The organism is Stenotrophomonas sp. ESTM1D_MKCIP4_1, from assembly GCF_003086895.1.
Taxonomy (GTDB): domain Bacteria; phylum Pseudomonadota; class Gammaproteobacteria; order Xanthomonadales; family Xanthomonadaceae; genus Stenotrophomonas.
Genome location: NZ_CP026004.1, coordinates 1929658 through 1947581, shown reverse-complemented (window position 1 = coordinate 1947581; position 17924 = coordinate 1929658). Strand labels below are relative to the sequence as shown.

Annotated in this window: 17 protein-coding genes; 2 read left to right on the top strand and 15 right to left on the bottom strand. The window is 68.4% G+C overall.

Annotation, left to right across the window (positions count from 1 at the left end; all coding sequences use genetic code 11):
- Positions 1-12: 12 nt before the first annotated feature.
- The 12 genes from C1924_RS09065 to hisS form a co-directional block, all read right to left on the bottom strand.
- On the bottom strand, positions 13-1056 hold the full coding sequence (locus tag C1924_RS09065; RefSeq protein WP_108764991.1) for a glucokinase: 1044 nt from the start codon (positions 1054-1056) through the stop codon (positions 13-15).
- A 107-nt stretch (positions 1057-1163) separates the two neighbouring features.
- The gene (locus tag C1924_RS09060; protein WP_108764990.1) at positions 1164-2753 is read right to left on the bottom strand and encodes a calcineurin-like phosphoesterase family protein; all 1590 of its coding nucleotides are present in this window, start codon (positions 2751-2753) and stop codon (positions 1164-1166) included.
- Between the two features lie 64 nt (positions 2754-2817).
- The gene (gene hisIE, locus C1924_RS09055) at positions 2818-3438 is read right to left on the bottom strand and encodes a bifunctional phosphoribosyl-AMP cyclohydrolase/phosphoribosyl-ATP diphosphatase HisIE (protein WP_108764989.1); all 621 of its coding nucleotides are present in this window, start codon (positions 3436-3438) and stop codon (positions 2818-2820) included.
- The gene (hisF, locus tag C1924_RS09050) at positions 3428-4204 is read right to left on the bottom strand and encodes an imidazole glycerol phosphate synthase subunit HisF (protein ID WP_108764988.1); all 777 of its coding nucleotides are present in this window, start codon (positions 4202-4204) and stop codon (positions 3428-3430) included. The genes hisIE and hisF overlap by 11 nt, the downstream gene beginning before the upstream one ends.
- Positions 4198-4932: a 1-(5-phosphoribosyl)-5-[(5-phosphoribosylamino)methylideneamino]imidazole-4-carboxamide isomerase gene (gene hisA, locus C1924_RS09045; RefSeq protein ID WP_108764987.1), complete on the bottom strand. Its 735-nt coding sequence runs from the start codon at positions 4930-4932 to the stop codon at positions 4198-4200. Before hisA ends, hisF begins: the two co-directional genes overlap by 7 nt.
- Entirely contained in the window at positions 4929-5531 is a 603-nt protein-coding gene (gene hisH / locus C1924_RS09040) for an imidazole glycerol phosphate synthase subunit HisH (protein WP_108764986.1), read from the bottom strand. Before hisH ends, hisA begins: the two co-directional genes overlap by 4 nt.
- Entirely contained in the window at positions 5528-6601 is a 1074-nt protein-coding gene (hisB, locus tag C1924_RS09035; RefSeq protein WP_108764985.1) for a bifunctional histidinol-phosphatase/imidazoleglycerol-phosphate dehydratase HisB, read from the bottom strand. The genes hisH and hisB overlap by 4 nt, the downstream gene beginning before the upstream one ends.
- Positions 6598-7692, bottom strand: coding sequence for a histidinol-phosphate transaminase (gene hisC / locus C1924_RS09030; protein WP_108764984.1), 1095 nt, complete (start codon positions 7690-7692; stop codon positions 6598-6600). The genes hisB and hisC overlap by 4 nt, the downstream gene beginning before the upstream one ends.
- Positions 7689-8984 carry a histidinol dehydrogenase gene (gene hisD / locus C1924_RS09025; RefSeq protein ID WP_108764983.1) on the bottom strand — a complete coding sequence of 432 codons (1296 nt, stop codon included), beginning with the start codon at positions 8982-8984 and terminating at the stop codon, positions 7689-7691. Before hisD ends, hisC begins: the two co-directional genes overlap by 4 nt.
- The gene (gene hisG / locus C1924_RS09020) at positions 8981-9892 is read right to left on the bottom strand and encodes an ATP phosphoribosyltransferase (protein WP_108764982.1); all 912 of its coding nucleotides are present in this window, start codon (positions 9890-9892) and stop codon (positions 8981-8983) included. The genes hisD and hisG overlap by 4 nt, the downstream gene beginning before the upstream one ends.
- 35 nt (positions 9893-9927) lie before the next feature.
- Positions 9928-10236 carry a YerC/YecD family TrpR-related protein gene (locus C1924_RS09015; RefSeq protein WP_108764981.1) on the bottom strand — a complete coding sequence of 103 codons (309 nt, stop codon included), beginning with the start codon at positions 10234-10236 and terminating at the stop codon, positions 9928-9930.
- A gap of 190 nt (positions 10237-10426) precedes the next feature.
- On the bottom strand, positions 10427-11821 hold the full coding sequence (hisS, locus tag C1924_RS09010) for a histidine--tRNA ligase (RefSeq protein WP_108764980.1): 1395 nt from the start codon (positions 11819-11821) through the stop codon (positions 10427-10429).
- Positions 11822-11959: 138 nt separating this feature from the next.
- On the opposite strand from hisS, the gene C1924_RS09005 reads away from it, so the two are divergent.
- Positions 11960-12712 carry a helix-turn-helix domain-containing protein gene (locus C1924_RS09005; RefSeq protein ID WP_108764979.1) on the top strand — a complete coding sequence of 251 codons (753 nt, stop codon included), beginning with the start codon at positions 11960-11962 and terminating at the stop codon, positions 12710-12712.
- A gap of 124 nt (positions 12713-12836) precedes the next feature.
- On the opposite strand, the gene thrC is transcribed toward C1924_RS09005, so the two are convergent.
- Genes thrC through thrA form a run of 3 tightly spaced genes read right to left on the bottom strand, consistent with a single transcriptional unit; the run spans position 12837 to position 17571 of the window.
- Positions 12837-14126 (bottom strand): threonine synthase, encoded by a 1290-nt coding sequence (thrC, locus tag C1924_RS09000; RefSeq protein WP_108764978.1) that lies wholly within the window; start codon positions 14124-14126, stop codon positions 12837-12839.
- 29 nt (positions 14127-14155) lie between these two features.
- Positions 14156-15070: a homoserine kinase gene (locus C1924_RS08995; RefSeq protein ID WP_108764977.1), complete on the bottom strand. Its 915-nt coding sequence runs from the start codon at positions 15068-15070 to the stop codon at positions 14156-14158.
- Positions 15067-17571 (bottom strand): bifunctional aspartate kinase/homoserine dehydrogenase I, encoded by a 2505-nt coding sequence (gene thrA / locus C1924_RS08990; protein WP_108764976.1) that lies wholly within the window; start codon positions 17569-17571, stop codon positions 15067-15069. Before thrA ends, C1924_RS08995 begins: the two co-directional genes overlap by 4 nt.
- A gap of 27 nt (positions 17572-17598) precedes the next feature.
- On the opposite strand from thrA, the gene C1924_RS20300 reads away from it, so the two are divergent.
- Positions 17599-17922: a hypothetical protein gene (locus C1924_RS20300; RefSeq protein WP_159094774.1), complete on the top strand. Its 324-nt coding sequence runs from the start codon at positions 17599-17601 to the stop codon at positions 17920-17922.
- The last annotated feature ends 2 nt before the right edge of the window (positions 17923-17924 follow it).

Here is a 17924-nt window from a genome sequence, read left to right as displayed (position 1 = left end):
CCCTTGCTGTTGTCAGGCGGCCCGGCGCGCCGCGTGCCAGACCGCTGCGCCCAGCACGCCCAGCTGGCCATGCTCGACGCGCCACACCGGCACCTGCCGCAGCACGTCGGTCAACACACCCTTGTTGAGGAAACGCTCGCGGAAGCGGCCATCGGCAAGGAAATCCTGCACGTGCGCGGAGATGCCGCCAGCCAGATACACCGAACGCGCACCGACGGCGATCGCCGCATCACCGGCCAGGCTGCCCAGCCAGGCGCAGAACACCTGCAGGGTCTCCACCGCCAACGCATCCTCGCCACTGCGCGCTGCGCCGATCAGCGCCTCGGTGCTGGTCCACTGCGGCGTCACACCGCGCAGCTCGCACAGGCAGGGGTAAAGGTTCATCAGGCCACTGCCGGACAGCACGCGCTCGTTGTCCACGTGCGGCCAGCGCTGCAGCAGCCTGCCCAGTACCTGCAGTTCCAGCGCGTTGCCGGCCCCCAGGGCGGCATGGCCGATCTCGCTGGCCAGCACCGGGCGCTCACCATCGGCGAAGCGCAGCGCTGCCCCCAGGCCCGTGCCGGCGCCCAGCACCAGCGCCGGGAACGCCTGCGATGGATCGGCATCGCCGTTCAACGGAACGAGCGTGTCAGCCTGCAGATACGGAATGGCCAGCGCCACCGCCTCGAAATCGTTGATCAACTGCAGTTCCTGCAGCCCGGACTGCGCACGCGTGGTCGACAGCGAGACCGTCCAGGGCAGGTTGGCGTTGATCAGCACATCGCCATCGAGCAGGCCAGCAATGGCCACGACCGCCGTGCTCACCGACTGACCGAGGCTGGCGGTGAAATCGGCGAGGATTGCAGCCAGGCTCGGGTGGTCGGCACAGGCATATGTGCGGTAGCTGCCCAGGCGCGGGGTCTGCCCTGGCGTGGTCTCGGCCAGGGCCAGGCGGGCAAAGGTGCCACCAACATCGGCCACCACCAGGCTGCGCGGATCATGGCCGTGGGGGGCACCGCTGCCAGCGGAAGGGCTGGCCAGATCGGAAAGTACCGGGGACGCTGCTGCAACGTTCACACTGGCCTGCTTGAATCGATTGAATCGTGTCGATTCTCAGGCATTGCACGCGCTTTGCCAACGCTGCGGGACCGGGTGCAGCGAACCTGCACCCGGACCGGCCTGGATCAGGGCTGTGCCGTCTGCAGGCTGTAACGGGTGGTGGCGGTGAACACCGCGCCATCGGGCTGGGTCGAGCGAACCTCGACCTTGTGGCTGCCCACCTCGAGGTTGGTCGGCAGCGCGCCACGCCACAGGTGCGGCGATGCGGTGGCTTCCGGCGAACGATCATAGCCGCGCAGGGCGTCGGCCGTGTCATCGGCGACGTTTTCGACCAGCAGGCGCGGATCCGGCTGGCTGACCTGCTTCATCGGCTGCCATGCGCCGCCATCGACGCGGAACTCCACCACGCTGGTGTCCTCACCCATGTAGACGTTGGCGTACACGCCCCACGCCGGGTAGGCCCCCTGGCGCAGCACCTTCGGTGCATGCAGGCCGATCTGGTCGCTGGCCGGGGCACCGGCCACGCGGTACTGCAGGCGGTAGCTGCCGTTGCCGGCCACGTCCAGCAGCGCATAGCCCTTGGGCGTACCGTCACTCATCGTGCTGTCCGGCACGCCAGCGGCGCTCTTCACGCCCGACCAGAACGCACCGCAGTTGGCGCCGACGTTGTACTCGTGCAGCGGCTTCTCACCCTGCCAGCCCTCCGCCTTGCCGTGGTAGACGTGCTGCTGGGTGTGGCTGTGGCCACTCAGCACCAGCACGTTGCGGAAGTCCTTGAGCAGGTCGAACAGGCGCTGGCGGTCTGCATGGCGGAACGTCTCGCGCCCCGGTGCGGCATCGAACAGCGGGATGTGCATGCCCAGCACCAGCAGGCGGTCCTTGTGCAGGCCCTTCAGGTAGCCGGCAAGGAAAGCAAACTGGTCTTCGCGCAGGCCACCAACGTACTTCGGCTTGGCGTTGGGGTCGTACACCACGTCATCCAGGAAAACGAAGCTGGCACCGCCCTCTTCCACCGCATAGGTATCGGGGCCGTAGATGTTGCGCCAGCTGTCCAGCGAGTGGTCGTCGTTGGCGGCGTCGAAATCCAGATCGTGGTTGCCCGGCACGTGGAACCACGGCACCCCCAGCTGGGTGGTGACCTTGTTGATGGCCGGGTACAGGCTGAGATCATCATTGACGATGTCGCCCAGCGTGGTGCCCAGGCGCGCCTTGGTCTGGCCCACCAGCGGGGCCACGATGGCCTGCTGGTAGTAGCCGATGTCCTTCAGGGTGGCCGTCTGCGAATCGGTGAAGACCAGCATCTGGAAGCCGCGGCGGCTGTCATGGCGGTCGGACTGCAGGGCGAAATCCCAGCCACGGCCGGCCTCACCGGTCGCGGCGATGCCACCGTACTTCAAGGCGGGCGATCCGTTCGGGCGGTAGTGGCGCCAGAACGCAGGCAGTCCATCAGCCGCCTTCGGGAACGTGTAGGCATCGGGCTTGATCACGAACACCGTCTGCCCGTCGCGCACCGGCAGGCTGTAGCTGCCATCGGCAGCGGTCTTGACGATGGTTTCTCCGTTGGAGACCTGCACACCGGCCAGGCCCGGATCGGTCGCACCGCGCCCGGGCTTGCCGTCGCGTTCGAGATAGACCTTGCCACTGACCACCGTGTCGGCGGCCCAGGCCGGCGACGTCAGCAACAGGCAGCACAGCCAGGCGGCGGGCAGTTTCATGGAGGCGGTCCGGGAAAGAAAGACGCCATATTGTAGGTGCGGACCGTTGGTCCGCACACCCGGTTCAACGGTGGCGCTGTTCCAGCACCGCCCGCGCATCATCCAGCGACAGCCCACGCGCGCGCAGCAGCACCAGCAGGTGGTACAGCAGGTCGGCCGATTCACCCAGCAGGGCCGCATCATCCTGGGCGACGGCCGCCAGCGCGGTTTCCACGCCCTCCTCGCCGACCTTCTGTGCAATGCGGCGGATACCGCCCTCGAACAGTGAGGTGGTGTAGCTGCCCGGCGGACGCTGCGCGTCGCGCACGGCGACCAACTGGCCAAGGCCGCCCAGGAAATCCTTCGGTGCGCCATCAAAGCAGCTTTCGGCACCGGTGTGGCAGGTCGGCCCGGCCGGACGGGCCAGCACCAACACGGTATCGGCATCGCAGTCCACGCTGATCGACTGCACCGCCAGCACGTGGCCGGACTGTTCGCCCTTGGTCCACAGGCGCTGCTTGCTGCGGCTGTAGAACGTCATGTGCCCGGTGACCTGGGTGATGTGCAGCGACTCGGCGCTGACATAACCCAGCATCAACACCTGCAGGGTATCGGCATCCTGCACCACGGCCGGCAGCAGGCCATCGCCCTTTGCCCAGTCCAGCGTTTCCAGCGCCTGCGGCGATGGGCGTACTTCAATAGACATCTCGAACCTCGATCTGCTGCTCGCGCAGGTAGCGCTTCAAATCCGGAATGGCGATGGCACCGCTGTGGAACACGCTGGCGGCCAGCGCACCGTCCACGTCGGCCTGGTCGAAGGCCTGCGCGAAATGCTCCATCGCGCCGGCACCGCCGGAAGCGATGAGCGGCACGTTGCACACCGCACGCGCCTGGCGCAGCTGCTCCACGTCATATCCACGGCGCACGCCGTCGCTGTCCATGCAGTTCAGCACGATTTCCCCGGCACCGCGGCGCTGCGCCTCGATGATCCAGTCCAGCGTGCGCAGGGGCACCGCCTGGGTCTTGCTCGGGTCGCCGGTGAAACGGCGCACCCGCCACTGCCCATCGTCCTCGCGCACCGAATCGACGCCCACCACCACGCACTGCACGCCGAACTCCTCGGCCAGTTCACTGATCAGTTCCGGACGGCCCAGCGCGGGCGAATTGATCGACACTTTGTCCGCACCGGCAAACAGCACCCGGCGCGCGGTCTCAACGCTGTCGATGCCACCCGCCACGCAGAACGGAATGTCGATCAACCGGGCGATGCGCTCGATCCATGCCACGTCCACCGAACGTGCCTCCGGGCTGGCGCCGATGTCATAGAACACCAGCTCGTCGGCGCCCTGGTCGCGATAACGCTGGGCCAGCTCGGCGATGTCACCCATATCGACGTGATCGCGGAAGCGTACGCCCTTGACCACGCGGCCATCGCGCACGTCCAGGCAGGGAATGATGCGGCGGCTCAACATGCCAGTGCCTCGCCCAGGTCCATGCGCTGTTCCAGCAGTGCTTTGCCGAGAATGGCGCCACCACAGCCGGCCGCACGCGCCTCGGCCACGTCCGCCACGTTGCGGATGCCACCGGAGGCCTGTACCGCCACGCCGGGCAACAGGGCCGACAGATGCGCATACAGACTGATGTTGGGCCCGGCCAGCATGCCGTCACGGGCGATATCGGTGCACAGCAGATGGCGCATGCCGGCCTTCGCATAGCGCAGGGCCAGATCATCCAGCGTCACCCCGGCATTCTCGGTCCAGCCGTGCACCGGCAGCTGCCACTGGCCTTCGGCATCCTGGCGCGCGTCGAGGGCGACGGTGATGCGCTCGGCACCGAATTCTTCCAGCCAGCCCAGCACTTCATCAGGGCGGCGCACGGCCAGCGAGCCGACCACCACGCGGTTGGCACCGGCATCGAGCATGCGTGCGACGTCGTCACGACCGCGCACGCCGCCGCCGGTCTGCACCTGCAACGGGGTCTGCAGGCGGATCGACCCCAGCAGCGGGGCCAGGGTGTAGCCACCGGCACGCGCCGCATCCAGATCGACCAGGTGCATCCACTGCGCGCCCTGCGCGGCGAAGGCCTGCGCGCGCGGCAGCGGATCATCGCCATAGGAGGTTTCCTGCGCGTAGTCGCCCTGGCGCAGCCGCACCACGCGGCCTTCGCGGATATCCAGTGCGGGGTAGACGGTGAAACTCATGCAGCAGTGCCCTCGAGGAAATTGCGCAGCATCAGCGAACCGGTATCGCCGGAACGTTCGGGGTGGAACTGGGCGCCGAAGTAGCGGCCCTGCTCGGTCACAGCGGTGAACAGGCCACCATGGTCGCAGGCAGCGACGGTATGGGCATTCAACGGTGCGGCGTAGCTGTGCACGAAGTAGGCACTGGCGCGGTCGGGTACGCCCTGCAGCAGCAGCGAAGGACGCAGCGCCAGCAGCCGGTTCCAGCCCATGTGCGGCACGCGGATGCCACAGGCCGGTACCAGCTTGCGGACCACGCCGGGAATCAGCCCCAGGGTATCCACGCCGGCTTCCTCGGAACGCTCGAACAGCAGCTGCATGCCGAGGCAGATGCCCATCAGCGGCACCTCCAGGCGGCGCAGCGGTTCAACCAGGCCCTGTGCATGCAGGCGCTGCATGCCCGGTGCCGCGGCACCGACGCCGGGCAGGATCACCCGCTGTGCGCCGACCAGGCCCTCGGCATCGCGTACCAGGCGCACATTCGCGCCCAGTCGCTCCAGCGCGTAGCGCACCGAACCGAGGTTGGCACCGCCGGCATCGATCAGTGCAACCTCGCTCACAGCGCCCCCTTGGTGGTCGGCAGCGCGGTGCCCTGCCGGGCCAGCGCCGGGCGCAGTGCACGCGCCAGTGCCTTGAAGCAGGCTTCCACCTTGTGGTGGTCGTTGTCGCCGCGCACCTGCAGGTTGAGGTTCAGGCCGCTGGCATCGCACAGCGAACGGAAGAAGTGCGGCACCAGCTCGGTCGGCATGTCGCCCACGCGCTCGCGCTTGAACTCGCCTTCGAAGACGAAATACGGGCGGCCGCTGAAATCCAGCGCGGCGCTGGCCAGGGTCTCATCCATCGGCAGGGTGAAGCCGTAGCGGCCGATGCCGCGCTTGTCACCCAGCGCCTCGCGCAGCGCCTGGCCCAAGGCCAGGCCGGTGTCTTCGATGGTGTGGTGCTCGTCGATGTGCAGGTCGCCCTCGGCCCGGATGTCCAGGGCGAAGCCGCCGTGCTTGCCGATCTGCTCCAGCATGTGGTCGAAGAACGGCAGGCCGGTCGAAATGTGCGCGTCGCCGACGCGATCCAGGTCCAGTTCGACGCGGATCTTGGTTTCCTTGGTATTGCGCTGGACCACGGCGGTGCGCGGTGCATCGGCCAGGGCGTGGGCGATACCCGCCCAGTCCCATTCACCACCGAACTGTTCGGTGCGCAGCTGGAAGCCACGGATGTTGAGGTTGTCGGCGAACTGCAGGTCCGTGATGCGGTCGCCGACCATGCCCGAACGCGCCCAGTCGATGCTGCGGTCCTGCAGATAGGCGGTCATCAGGCCGATGCCCGGCTTGCGCGTGGGCGCGTTGTCCTGCGGCCAGCTGCAGTCCACCAGCACGTCACGGAAGGTGATGCCCTGGCTCTCGAAGATCTGCAGCATCAGGTCGTTGGGACCCTCGAAGCTGGCACGCGGGTAGCTCTCGCTGCCCAGGCCATCCTGGTTGGTGACGATGACGAACTGGTAGCCGGCATCGCGCAGCTTCAGCAGCGCCGGGATCACCTGAGGCACGAAGCGCAGCTTTTCGTAGGCGTCGATCTGGAAATCGGCCGGCTCTTCGATGAGGGTGCCGTCGCGGTCGATGAACAGGATGGGGGTCATGCAGCAGCCCTCCGGGCCGACAGGGCCGCAAGTACGCGGTCGTTTTCTTCGGGGCTGCCGATGCTGATGCGCAGTGCATCGCCCAGCTGCGGCGCGGCGCGCTGGTCGCGCACCACTACGCCTGCGGCCAGCAGCGCATCGAACGCGGCCTGTGCATCGGCAAACCGGACCAGCAGGTAGTTGCCGGACGAGCGGTACACGCGGCGCACGCCGGGCAGCCCCGGCAGGGCCGCGAACAGACGCTCGCGCTCGGCGATGACCGTGGCCACGCGCTCGGCGGTGCGCGCCAGCGCAGCCGGCTGCAGCGCCTGCACGGCAAGCTCGGCACACGGGGTCGGCACCGGGTACGGCGCCTGGCAGCGGCGCAGCACGGCAATCAGTTCGGGCGCGGCGATGAGGGTGCCGATGCGCGCGGCCGCCAGCGCATGCGCCTTGGACAGCGTGCGCAGCACCGCCAGGTTGGCGTACGCGGACAGCAGCGTGGTCGCCGATGCACGCTGGGCGTACTCGACATAGGCCTCATCCACCACCACCAGCGCCTGCCCGCGCAGTGCGGTGGCGACGCGCGCGATATCGGCCAGATCGATATCGCTGCCGGCCGGATTGGACGGCGCGCAGAGGAAGACCAGCGTTGCGCGCTGCACCTGCGCCGTGCTGATGACCGCGTCGAGATCGGCATGCAGGCCGTCCTCGCCGTCCACCAGCGGCACGTCGATCAGCGGCGCACCCTGCAGGCGCGCGCAGACCGCGTACATGCCGAACACCGGCGAGGTCACCAGCACACCGTCGCGGCCGGGCACGCACAGGGCGCGAACCAGCAGATCAATCGCCTCGTCGCTGCCACGACCGACCAGCAGCTGTTGCGGCTGCACGCCGTACAGGGCAGCCAAGCCTTCGCGCAGCGCCAGCGGCTGCGGCTCGGGGTAGCGACGGCTGCTGCCCGCGCTGTCGGCTGGATTGGCCCACGCCGATTCATTGGCGTTCAACCAGACCTCGCCCTGCACTGCCGCACTGCGTGCCGAGCTGTAACCGGCAAACGCCTGCAGATCGGGGCGAACCAGTGCCAGCATCTCATCAATGCCTGCGTTCATGCCGCAGCCTCCATGCGCAGGGCCACGGCGCGCTCGTGCGCATCGAGGCCTTCGGCGCTGGCGATGATGCGCGCACAGCCGCCGATCGCGGCCAGGCCGGCGGCGCTGGCGCTCTGCACGCTGATCAGGTTCTGGAAGCTGGCAACGCTGACGCCACTGTAGGCGCGCGCAGCACCGGCGGTAGGCAGCACATGGTTGGTGCCACTGCAGTAGTCGCCCAGCGCTTCGGGGGTGTAGTCGCCGAGGAACACCGAACCGGCCGCCTGCACCTGGTCCAGCCAGTCACGCGGCTCGCGCAGGGCCAGGATCAGGTGCTCGGGGGCATAACGGTTGCTGATGGCAAAGGCATCGGCCAGCGCATCGACCTGGATCAGGCGCGAGGCCGACAGGGCCTGGCGCGCGATCTCCTGCCGCGGCAGCAGCGCAACCTGGCGCTCCACTTCCGCCTCAACCGCAGCCAGCATCGCCGCGTCGTCGGTCAGCAGCAGCACCTGCGAATCCGGCCCGTGCTCGGCCTGCGACAGCAGGTCCGCCGCGACGAATGCCGGATTGGCGCCCGCATCAGCGATCACCAGCACTTCGGAAGGGCCAGCCGGCATGTCGATGGCGGCGGCGCCATCCTGTGCCACCTGCTGCTTGGCCTCGGTAACAAAGCTGTTGCCCGGCCCGAACAGCTTGTCGCACGCCGGAATGCTGGCCGTGCCATAGGCCATCGCGGCAATGGCCTGGGCGCCGCCCAGCTTGAATACGCGCTGCACGCCGGTCAGTCGCGCGGCGACCAGTACAGCCGGATCGGCCGTGCCATCGGAGCGCGGCGGCGTGCACAGCACCACCTGCGGGCAGCCCGCCAGCTGCGCGGGCACGCCCAGCATCAATGCGGTGGACGGCAAAGGCGCGCTGCCCGCCGGCACGTACAGGCCGACGCGGCCAATCGGCCGCAGCATGCGTTCGCAGACCACGCCGGGCGCGGTTTCCACCGCATAGCCCTGGCCCATCCCGGCCTTGTGGAAGCGCGTGATGCGCTCGGCCGCTTCAACCATGGCCTGGCGCAGCTCGGCCGGTACGGCGGCGTCGGCTGCGGCGAACTCTGCGTCGCTGACCTCGAACGACGCGAGTTCGACGCGATCGAAACGGGCGGTGATCGCACGCAGCGCCTCGTCACCCTGTTCCCGCACCTGTGCAATCAGCGCCGCCACAGCGTCGCGGGTCTGCTGCGCGACGGTCTGCACCGGGCGGGTCAGCGCGGCACTGCGGGCGGTTTCATCAAGTTGTGACCAGATCAGACGATTCATGCCAGCGACCGCTCCACGCTCAGTACCATCAGGCCCTGTGCGCCGGCGCGCTCCAGTTCTTCCATGCGCTGCCAGGTCAACGGACCCGGGCACATGGTCTGCAGGCGCAGTGCACCGCCATCAGCAGGCAAACGCACCAGCGGCTCGGCATCGGCCAGCAGCTGCGCCAGTGCATCCACGCGGTCTTCGGTGGCACGGAACATCAGCAGCTTGCGATCCTGCTTCTGCACCACGCCGTCCAGGCGCCGCAGCAGCATGCTGCGCAGCCCGGCACGGGCGTCATCGGGCACGCGCACCGCACCGGCCAGCACGGCTTCGCTGTCCAGCAGGTTGTGCACCGGGGTCAGCTGGTTGGCGCGCAGGGTGGCGCCACTGGAAACCAGGTCGCAGATCAGGTCGGCCGTGCCGAGGCGCGGGGCGATTTCCACCGAACCGGAGAGTTCGACGACCTGGGCGTCCACGCCCTGCTCGGCCAGCCACTGCTTGAGGATGGCCGGGTAACTGGTCGCGATGCGGGTACCGGCCAGCTGCGCCGGGCCCTGCCACTGCCATTCCTCGGGCACGGCCAGCATCAGCCGGCACTGGCCGAAACCGAGCCCGCGCAGCGCCTGGTAGGCGTCGGGCAGGCCGATCTGGCGGCGCGCGGCGGCCTGTTCGTCCAGCTCGTTGCGGCCGACGATGCCAAGGTCGCAGACGCCGTCGGCGATCAGGCCGGGGATGTCATCGTCGCGCACCAGCAGCAGATCCACCGGCAGCGATTCGCCGTAGCAGAACAGCTTGTCGCGGCTTTCGCGCCAGCTCAGGCCACAGGCGCTGAGCAGGTTGCGGGCGGGTTCGGCCAGACGGCCACTCTTCTGGATGGCGATACGCAGCCGGTCACGTGCCGGCGCTGCCTGGGTTGCACTCATGGGGGGAGGTCTCGAAGTTCGGAACGGGGCGCGGATCAGCGCGAAGCAAGGCGGTCGACGGCAGCGGCGTAGCCTCGATGGCCATGCTCGAGGGTGCGTGCCACCCGCCCGGTGGTGGTCACGCTGACCCCGGTGCGTTCGTGGATCTCGCGATAAGGGATGCCCTGCTGCAGCAACGGGACGACCTTCCAGCGGTCGGCCATGGCTTCCAGTTCGGCCGGGGTGCAGAGGTCACGCAGGAAGGCCAGCACCTGTTCCGGCTCGCGCAGCGCGGCAAATGCCTGCGCCAGCGATTCCAGGTCGGCACGGGGGTCTTTGGCGGCGATGTCGGGGCGGGCTTTCACGGGGCGGGAGTCTTGCATCAATGTAATAGCGCGCTAGTACATTAGCGCATTCTTGCGCAGTGCGTCAAATCCCCGGCTCCCACGCCCGGTAGTGCCGGCCGCTGGCCGGCAAGGGGGTCGGGGCCCGGAAACGAAAACGCCCACCATGTGGTGGGCGTTTCCTCGAACCTCGGGTTGTTGCCAGAGGCAGTTACATCACCTTCGATTGTTCCAGCTCGACCTGCAGGGTGCTCGCCAGTTCATCGCGGGACACTTCAAACTGCTGCTCACGCACCAGGTCCTTTACCGCCACCACGCCGCGGGCGAGTTCGTCTTCACCGGCCAGGACCACGAAGCGGATACCTGCCTTGGCCGCATACTGGAACTGCTTGCCGATTTTCTTCGGCTCCATCTGCACTTCGGTATTGATGCCACCGCTGCGCAGGCGGCGGGCGATATCCAGCGACTGGGCCATGCCCTGCTCGTCCATCAGCGCCACCAGCGCCTGCACGCTGCTGGCTTCGATGCCGTCGATCAGGCCGGCTTCGCGCAGCTGCCAGAACAGGCGCGACAGGCCGATGGAGATACCCACGCCTGGCAGCTTGGACTTGCTGTAGTGGCTGGCCAGGTCCTCATAGCGGCCGCCCGAGCAGATCGAGCCGATCTGCGGGTGGTCGGTGAGGGTGGTTTCGTACACGGTGCCGGTGTAGTAATCCAGGCCGCGGGCGATGGAGAAGTTCAGGCAGTACGCGGTTTCCGGCACGCCCAGCGCCTGCACCAGCTGCAGCACCTCGCGCAGTTCGGCCACGCCGGCGCACAGGGTGTCCGACGAGGCCGCACCGGATTCCAGCGCGTCCAGCTGCGCCAGCGCATCCGCATGGCCCTTGGAACGCACGGCAACGAAGGCCAGGATTTTCTCGACCTGCTCTGCCGGGATGTCGAAGCCCTCGCCCACCAGCGTCTCGCGCACGTAATCGGCGCCGCGCTTGTCCAGCTTGTCCACTTCGCGCAGCACGGCCAGCTGGCGCTCGCCCTCGGCCACGCCCAGGCTCTCGAAGAAGCCGCGCATCAGCTTGCGGTTGTTCAGCTGGATGCTGAAATCACCGATGCGCAGTTCCGAGAACACCGCATGGATGACGGCCAGCACCTCGGCGTCGTAACGCACGCTCAGGCTGTCCTTGCCGATCACGTCGATATCGCACTGGTAGAACTCGCGGAAGCGGCCGCGCTGGGCGCGCTCACCGCGGTACACGCGCTGCATCTGGTAGCGGCGGAACGGGAAGGTCAGTTCGTGCTCGTGCTCGGCCACGTAGCGGGCCAGCGGCACGGTCAGGTCGAAGCGCAGCGCCATTTCCGGCAGCGAACGGTCACCCGATTCGGCGGCGTTGGCCAGCGCACCGGTCGACTGCACGAAGTAGACCTGACGCTCGGTCTCGCCACCGGATTTGGTCAGCAGCACATCGGACAGCTCGAACACGGGCGTTTCCACCGGCAGGAACCCGAAGCGCTCGTAGTTGCGGCGGATGACGTCCAGCATGCGCTGGAACGCAATCTGCTCGCGCGGCAACAGTTCAAGGGTGCCGGGCGGGGTACGGGGCTTGATCACGGGCGGAACTCCTGCAGGAACGGGAACGTGGGAGGGGGCGACATTCTACCGCCCCGCATCGCTCAGCCGCCGATAAGGGGCCATCAGGCCGCATGAAGTATCATAAAGCCCTCCCCGCCCGTGATACGCCTCCGCACCATGTCCCGGCCCTCCGGCGCCCTGCCCTCCAACCACGAAGCTGCTGCGCCGTCCTGCACCACGCTGGACTGCCTGCACTGCTCGGTCCGCCACCTGGCGGTCTGTTCGGCGCTGTCGCCCGATGAAGTGCAGGCACTGGAACAGGTGACCGTGTCGCAGCAGGTCAGCATGGGCAGCACCTTGGCCCGCACGGGCGAAGAGCGTCAGCATGTCTATACATTGACGGCGGGCGCGCTGCGCCTGGTGCGCACGCTGGCCGATGGCCGCCGCCAGATCAACGGCTTCGTGCTGCCCGGCGATTATCTGGGCCTGAGCGGCAGCGACCACCATCGCCATGACATCGAGGCCATCGCCGACAGCCGTGTCTGCCGGGTGGCGCTGCCACAGATGAAGGCGCTGCGCGGCCGCTACCCGCACCTGGAACGCAAACTGCTGCAGCGTGCCTGCCAGGAGCTGGACGCCGCGCAGGATGCCGCACTGGCCCTGGCCCGCCTGCAGCCGGCGGAAAAGCTCGCCGATTTCCTGCTGCGGCTGGCTGCACGCGAAGCCAAGCTGGGCGGCGACGGCCTGCGCGTATCACTGCCGATGGGCCGTGGCGATATCGCCGACCACCTGGGTCTGACGATGGAAACGGTGAGCCGCACCTTCACCAAGCTGCGCCAGCAGGGCCTGATCGCCCTGCCCCATCTGAACGTGGTGGAGATCCTCAACGAGGACGGGCTGCGCGAACTGGCGGGCGAAGGCCTGGCCTGAGGTGGCGTTGCCGGCCAGCGGCCGGCAATCCCCGTTTCGACCCGCCCCCGGTAGTGCCGGCCGCTGGCCGGCAATCCCGTCCTACCTGATCGGCACCCCATCCGCGCATGGCGTGGATCCACCGTCAGCGCAGCAGCACCTCGCGCAGGGCCGCGTAATCCGCCGCCAGCGGTTCGGCATGCGCCGGGCGCTGCAGCAGTGCATCCAGCGCCGGTGGCACCGCCACCGGCTCGCCGATCAAGGGCTCCACCACCGCCTCGAACTTGGCCGGATGCGCCGTCGATACCACCGCCCAGTCGCCCTTGGCGCCGCGCCCGCGCAGGTCCTGCAGCACCTTCACCGCCGTGGCGGTATGCGGGCAGAACACCTCCCCGCTGCTGGCATAGGCACTGGCAATCGTCGCGCGGATGGTCACGTCATCCACAGCGAACGCCCGGAACGCGGCACGCAGCTCCGCATCATCGTCGGCGTACAGCCAGCGCAGCCGCTCGAAGTTGCTCGGCGCCCCTACATCCATCGCGTTGGCGACCGTGGCGACACTTGCCTGCGGCTGGTAAGCCGCACCATTGAAGTACGCCGGCAACACCGCATTGGCATTGGTGGCCAGCACGATCTGCCCGATGGGCACGCCCAGCGTGCGTGCCAGCACGGCCGCCATCGCGTTGCCCAGGTTGCCGGTCGGCACCACCAGATTGAGGCGGCGCCGCGTGCGGGCGTGGTGGTTCAGTGCGGCATGCGCGTAGTAGCTCATCTGTGGCAGCAACCGGCCCAGGCTGATGCTGTTGGCCGAGCTCAGCGGCACCTGCGCCTGCAGCACCTTGTCGGCCAGGGCCTGCTTCACCATCGCCTGGCAGTCATCGAACGAACCCGCCACACGCAGCGCCTGGATGTTGTCACCGAAGCACCCCAACTGGTGCGCCTGCCGCGGCGACACCCGGCCATCGGGATACAGCACCACCACGCGCACGCCCGGCTGGCGATGGAAGGCGGCCGCCACGGCGGCCCCGGTGTCGCCCGAGGTGGCCACCACGATGGTCAGGTCACGCGGCTGGCCTGCCTGCAGGCGCGACAAGGTGCCGGCCAGGAAGCGGGCGCCAATGTCCTTGAAGGCCGCCGTCGGGCCATGGAACAGCTCCAGCACATGGTCGCCCTCGCGCCCGAGCGGGCGCAGCGGCACCGGGAAATCAAAGGCCTCAGCGCAGATCGCGGGCAGCGCCTGTGCAAGCGGGTCACCTTCAAAGAACGGCGCCAGCAGTCCTGCAGCGGTCTCGGCGAGGGTCTCTCCGGCCTGCAGTTCGCGCGGCGCGGGCAGCACTTCCGGAACGTACAGCCCACCATCCGGCGCCAGACCGGCAGCGATGGCGGCACTCAGGCCAACAGCGGGCGCGTGGCCACGGGTCGAAACGAATTGCATGAGATCGGTATCCAGCAAGGGGGAAGGATTCAGCACAGTCGCGCTCCCGCAGCATCCAGCGGAGACACCCAGGCATCGCTGTCGAAGCCGGCCGCAGCGAAGGCCGCGCGCACGGGCGCCGCTGCGGCACGGGCCTGGTCGCCATCTTCAAACCAGGCAAAGACGCTGGGCCCGGCACCGGAAATGCCTGCACCCATCGCGTTGGCCGCCAACGCCGCATCGCGCGCAGCGTCGAAACCCGCGATCAGCGCAGCCCGGCGCGGCTCCACCAGCACGTCACGCAGGCCGGCCCGCACCAGGGCCGCATCGCTGCGATGGCAGCCGCTGAGCACCAGCGCAAGGTTGGCGCTCTGGGCAACGAATTCACTCAGCGCATAGCTGCCCTGTAGTGCCGCCCGCGCGCGCCGGGTTTCAAGCACCGCATGCGGGTGGACCAACAGGCTGTGCCAGCTGGCAGGCACCGGTATCGGCAACAGGCGATCGGCCGTGCACAGCGCCAGGCCGCCCAGCAGCAGCGGCCCCACATTGTCACCATGGCGCCCACCACTGGCCACCGCTTCGCCATCCAGCGCGTAGGGGTACAGCGCTTCGCGCGGCAACGGTACGTCCAGCAGCGCATTGGCCGCGACGAGTGCCGCCACGCACGACGCCGCCGAACCGCCCATGCCCGAACCGAACGGAATGCCCTTGTCGATCTCGAGCGCAAAGCCATGCGCCAGGCCGAGCCCCTCGCGCATCGAGATCAACGCTGCCCCGGCCGTATTGCCCGGCGCATCCAGCGGCAGCTCGACCGCACTGCCGCGGATGGCATCGATGCGGACGGTCGGCTCGTCAATGCGACGCACCGTCACGGTATCGCCGATACCGGCAATGGCATGGCCGAGAATATCGAAGCCCACCGCCACATTGGCGACCGAAGCGGGGGCAAACGCACGTGCGATCACAGCCGCGCTCCTTCGCCGGCCGCCACCCGCAGCAGGTCGGCAAACACACCGGCAGCGGTGACTTCCGGTCCCGCGCCAGGCCCCTGCACCACCAGTGGGTTGTCGCAGTAGCGGCGCGTGCGGAACTGCACCACGTTGTCGGTCAGGCGCAGGTTGGCAAAGGTGTGGTCAGCCGGCAGTTCCTGCAGGCCCACCGAAGCGCCATCCGCGCCGAGGCGGGCGACATAGCGCAGCACCGCGCCGCGCGCCCGCGCATCGGTGAGGCGCTGCAGGAGGCCGGCATCGGACTCACCCAGGCGGGCCATGAAGTCGTCCACGCTGCCCTCGCGCAGCCGCGCCGGCACCAGGCTTTCCACCTGCACCTGTTCCAGGCTGAGCGCGTGGCCGGCTTCGCGGGCGAGGATCACCAGCTTGCGCGCCACGTCCACGCCCGAAAGATCATCACGCGGGTCCGGTTCGGTGTAACCCATCGAACGTGCCTGCGCGACCAGCGCGGAGAACGGCTGGCTGCCATCGAACCGGTTGAACAGCCACGCCAGCGTGCCGGAGAAGATGCCTTCCACGGCCAGCACTTCATCACCGGTATCGACCAGATCACGCAGCGTGGTGATCACCGGCAGCCCGGCACCAACGGTGGCCTCATAGCGGAAGCGCGCCCCGCTGGCGGCGGCAGCGGCACGGATCCGCTGGTAGCGCGGCAGCGGGCCAGAGCCGGCCTGCTTGTTCGGGGTGACCACATGGATGCCTGCTGCCAGCCAGGCCTCATAGCGCTCGGCGACGTCCGCGCTGCCACTGCAGTCGATGACCACGGCATGCGGAAGGTGCGCCGCCAGCAGGTGTTCGGTGAACCGGTCCAGATCGCTGGCCACGCCATCATCGTGCAGCGCCTGCCGCCAATCGGCGTGCAGACCATCCACTTCCAGGCGCATGCGTGACCGCGAGGCCAGCGCACGCAGGCGCAGGTCGACGTTGGCCTTGGCCAGCAGGTGTGGACGCGCGGCCAGCAACTGGTCCAGCAACGCGGCACCGACATTGCCCGGCCCGATCACCCCCACCGCGAAGGTCTGCGGCGAGAGCCAGAAACCCGCATGCGCGGCACGCAGTGCGCGCGTGGCATCGGCGCTGGCCACCGCCACCGAGATGTTGCGCTCGGACGACCCCTGCGCGATCGCCAGGATGTTGACCTGGGCGCGGCCCAGCGCCTCGAACAGGCGCGCGGCCACGCCAGGCTGGCCCGCCATGCCATCACCCACTGCCGCCAGCACGCTCACGCCCTCGCCGACCTGCACGCGCTGCACCTGGCCGACGGCCAGTTCGTGGGCGAAGGCCTGCAAGAGTGCATCACGGCCCCGCGCGGCTTCACCGGCCCGCACCACGCAGCAGATCGAATGCTCGGAGGACCCCTGCGAGATCATCACCACCGACACCTGCGCCTGGCGCAGCGCCGAGAACACGCGCTCGGCGGTGCCCGGCACGCCCATCAGACCGGTGCCTTCCAGGTTCAGCAGCGCCAGGTCGGGGCTCAGGGTCAGGCCCTTCACCGGCCCACGCGGCGAACGTTCAGCGCTGATGCGCGTGCCGGGATGCGCCGGGTGGAACGTATTGCGGATGAAGATCGGCAGGCCGAGGCGGATGGCCGGCGACATCGTCTGCGGGTGCACGACCTTTGCGCCGAAGTACGCCAGCTCGCAGGCCTCGTCATAGCTCAACGCGTCCAGCTGCACGGCCTCCGGCACCAGCCGCGGATCGGCCGACAGCACGCCATCGACGTCGGTCCAGATATGCAGTTCATCCGCATTGAACAGGGCGGCGAAGATCGCGCCGGAATAGTCGCTGCCGTTGCGGCCCAGCGTGGTGATGCGGTCTTCCCGGTCACGGGCGACGAAGCCGGTGGCGACCACGCGCGACTGCGGGTGCTGCAGGCGCCATTTGGCCAGACGGTCGGCACTGGCCTCCCAGTCCACGTCCACACCCAGTTCGCCATGGCCCACCACCAGCACTTCGCGAGCATCCAGTACCGCGCAGTCTTCGCCAAGCGCCTGCAGATGCGTGCCCAGCAGCTGCGCGGAAAACACTTCGCCCAGCCCCTGCACGCGGTCCAGCACCTCGCGCGGCAGCTCGCCGATCACCGCCAGCGCGCCCAGTACTTCGGCCAGCTGATCGAAACGCACGTCGATCCATTCCACGGTCTCGCCCACCTGTTCACGCAGCAGGGCCACGGCGGCGCCGCGGTGGCGGGCACGCAGCGCATGCCAGGCCTCGCGCCAGCCTGCATCACCGCGCGCCGCCAGCTGAGCCAGTTCGATCAGCGCATCGGTGACGCCCTTCATCGCCGAAACGACGGTGACCTGCAGCGGCTCAGGCCGGGCCAGAAGCAGACCGGCCACATGGCGATAGCGTTCGGCGCTGGCGACCGACGTACCACCGAACTTGTGCACGACGGTGGACGGTGCGGCCAGATCGGCCGGGGCAGCAGAATGGGCGGGGGCGTTGAAAGACATGCAGACCTCTGTGGGAGGCCCCGTCGCATGCAGGTGATGGGTTTCCCCGCCACCTGGATGGTGCGGGGCCGTTGTTTTCGGGAGTTACACGAAGACGACGGGCCGCACCAGGGCAGTGGTGGCGGTGGTGGTAATAATGGTGGTGGTGGCGGCAACCGGCGCAGCCGAACCGCCCGCAGTAGCGGCGGCAATCAGGCTGGCGAGGGCGGCATCAACGACCATGCCGCACAGAAAACACCGTGCACCGGGCGGCTGTCAAGTGCTGCGATGCAAAATTTATTTGTTTCGATCATCGCCCAACGTGCAGCCATTTGGTTGCAATTGAGACAAAGCAGGCATCAGGGCGCTTGAAG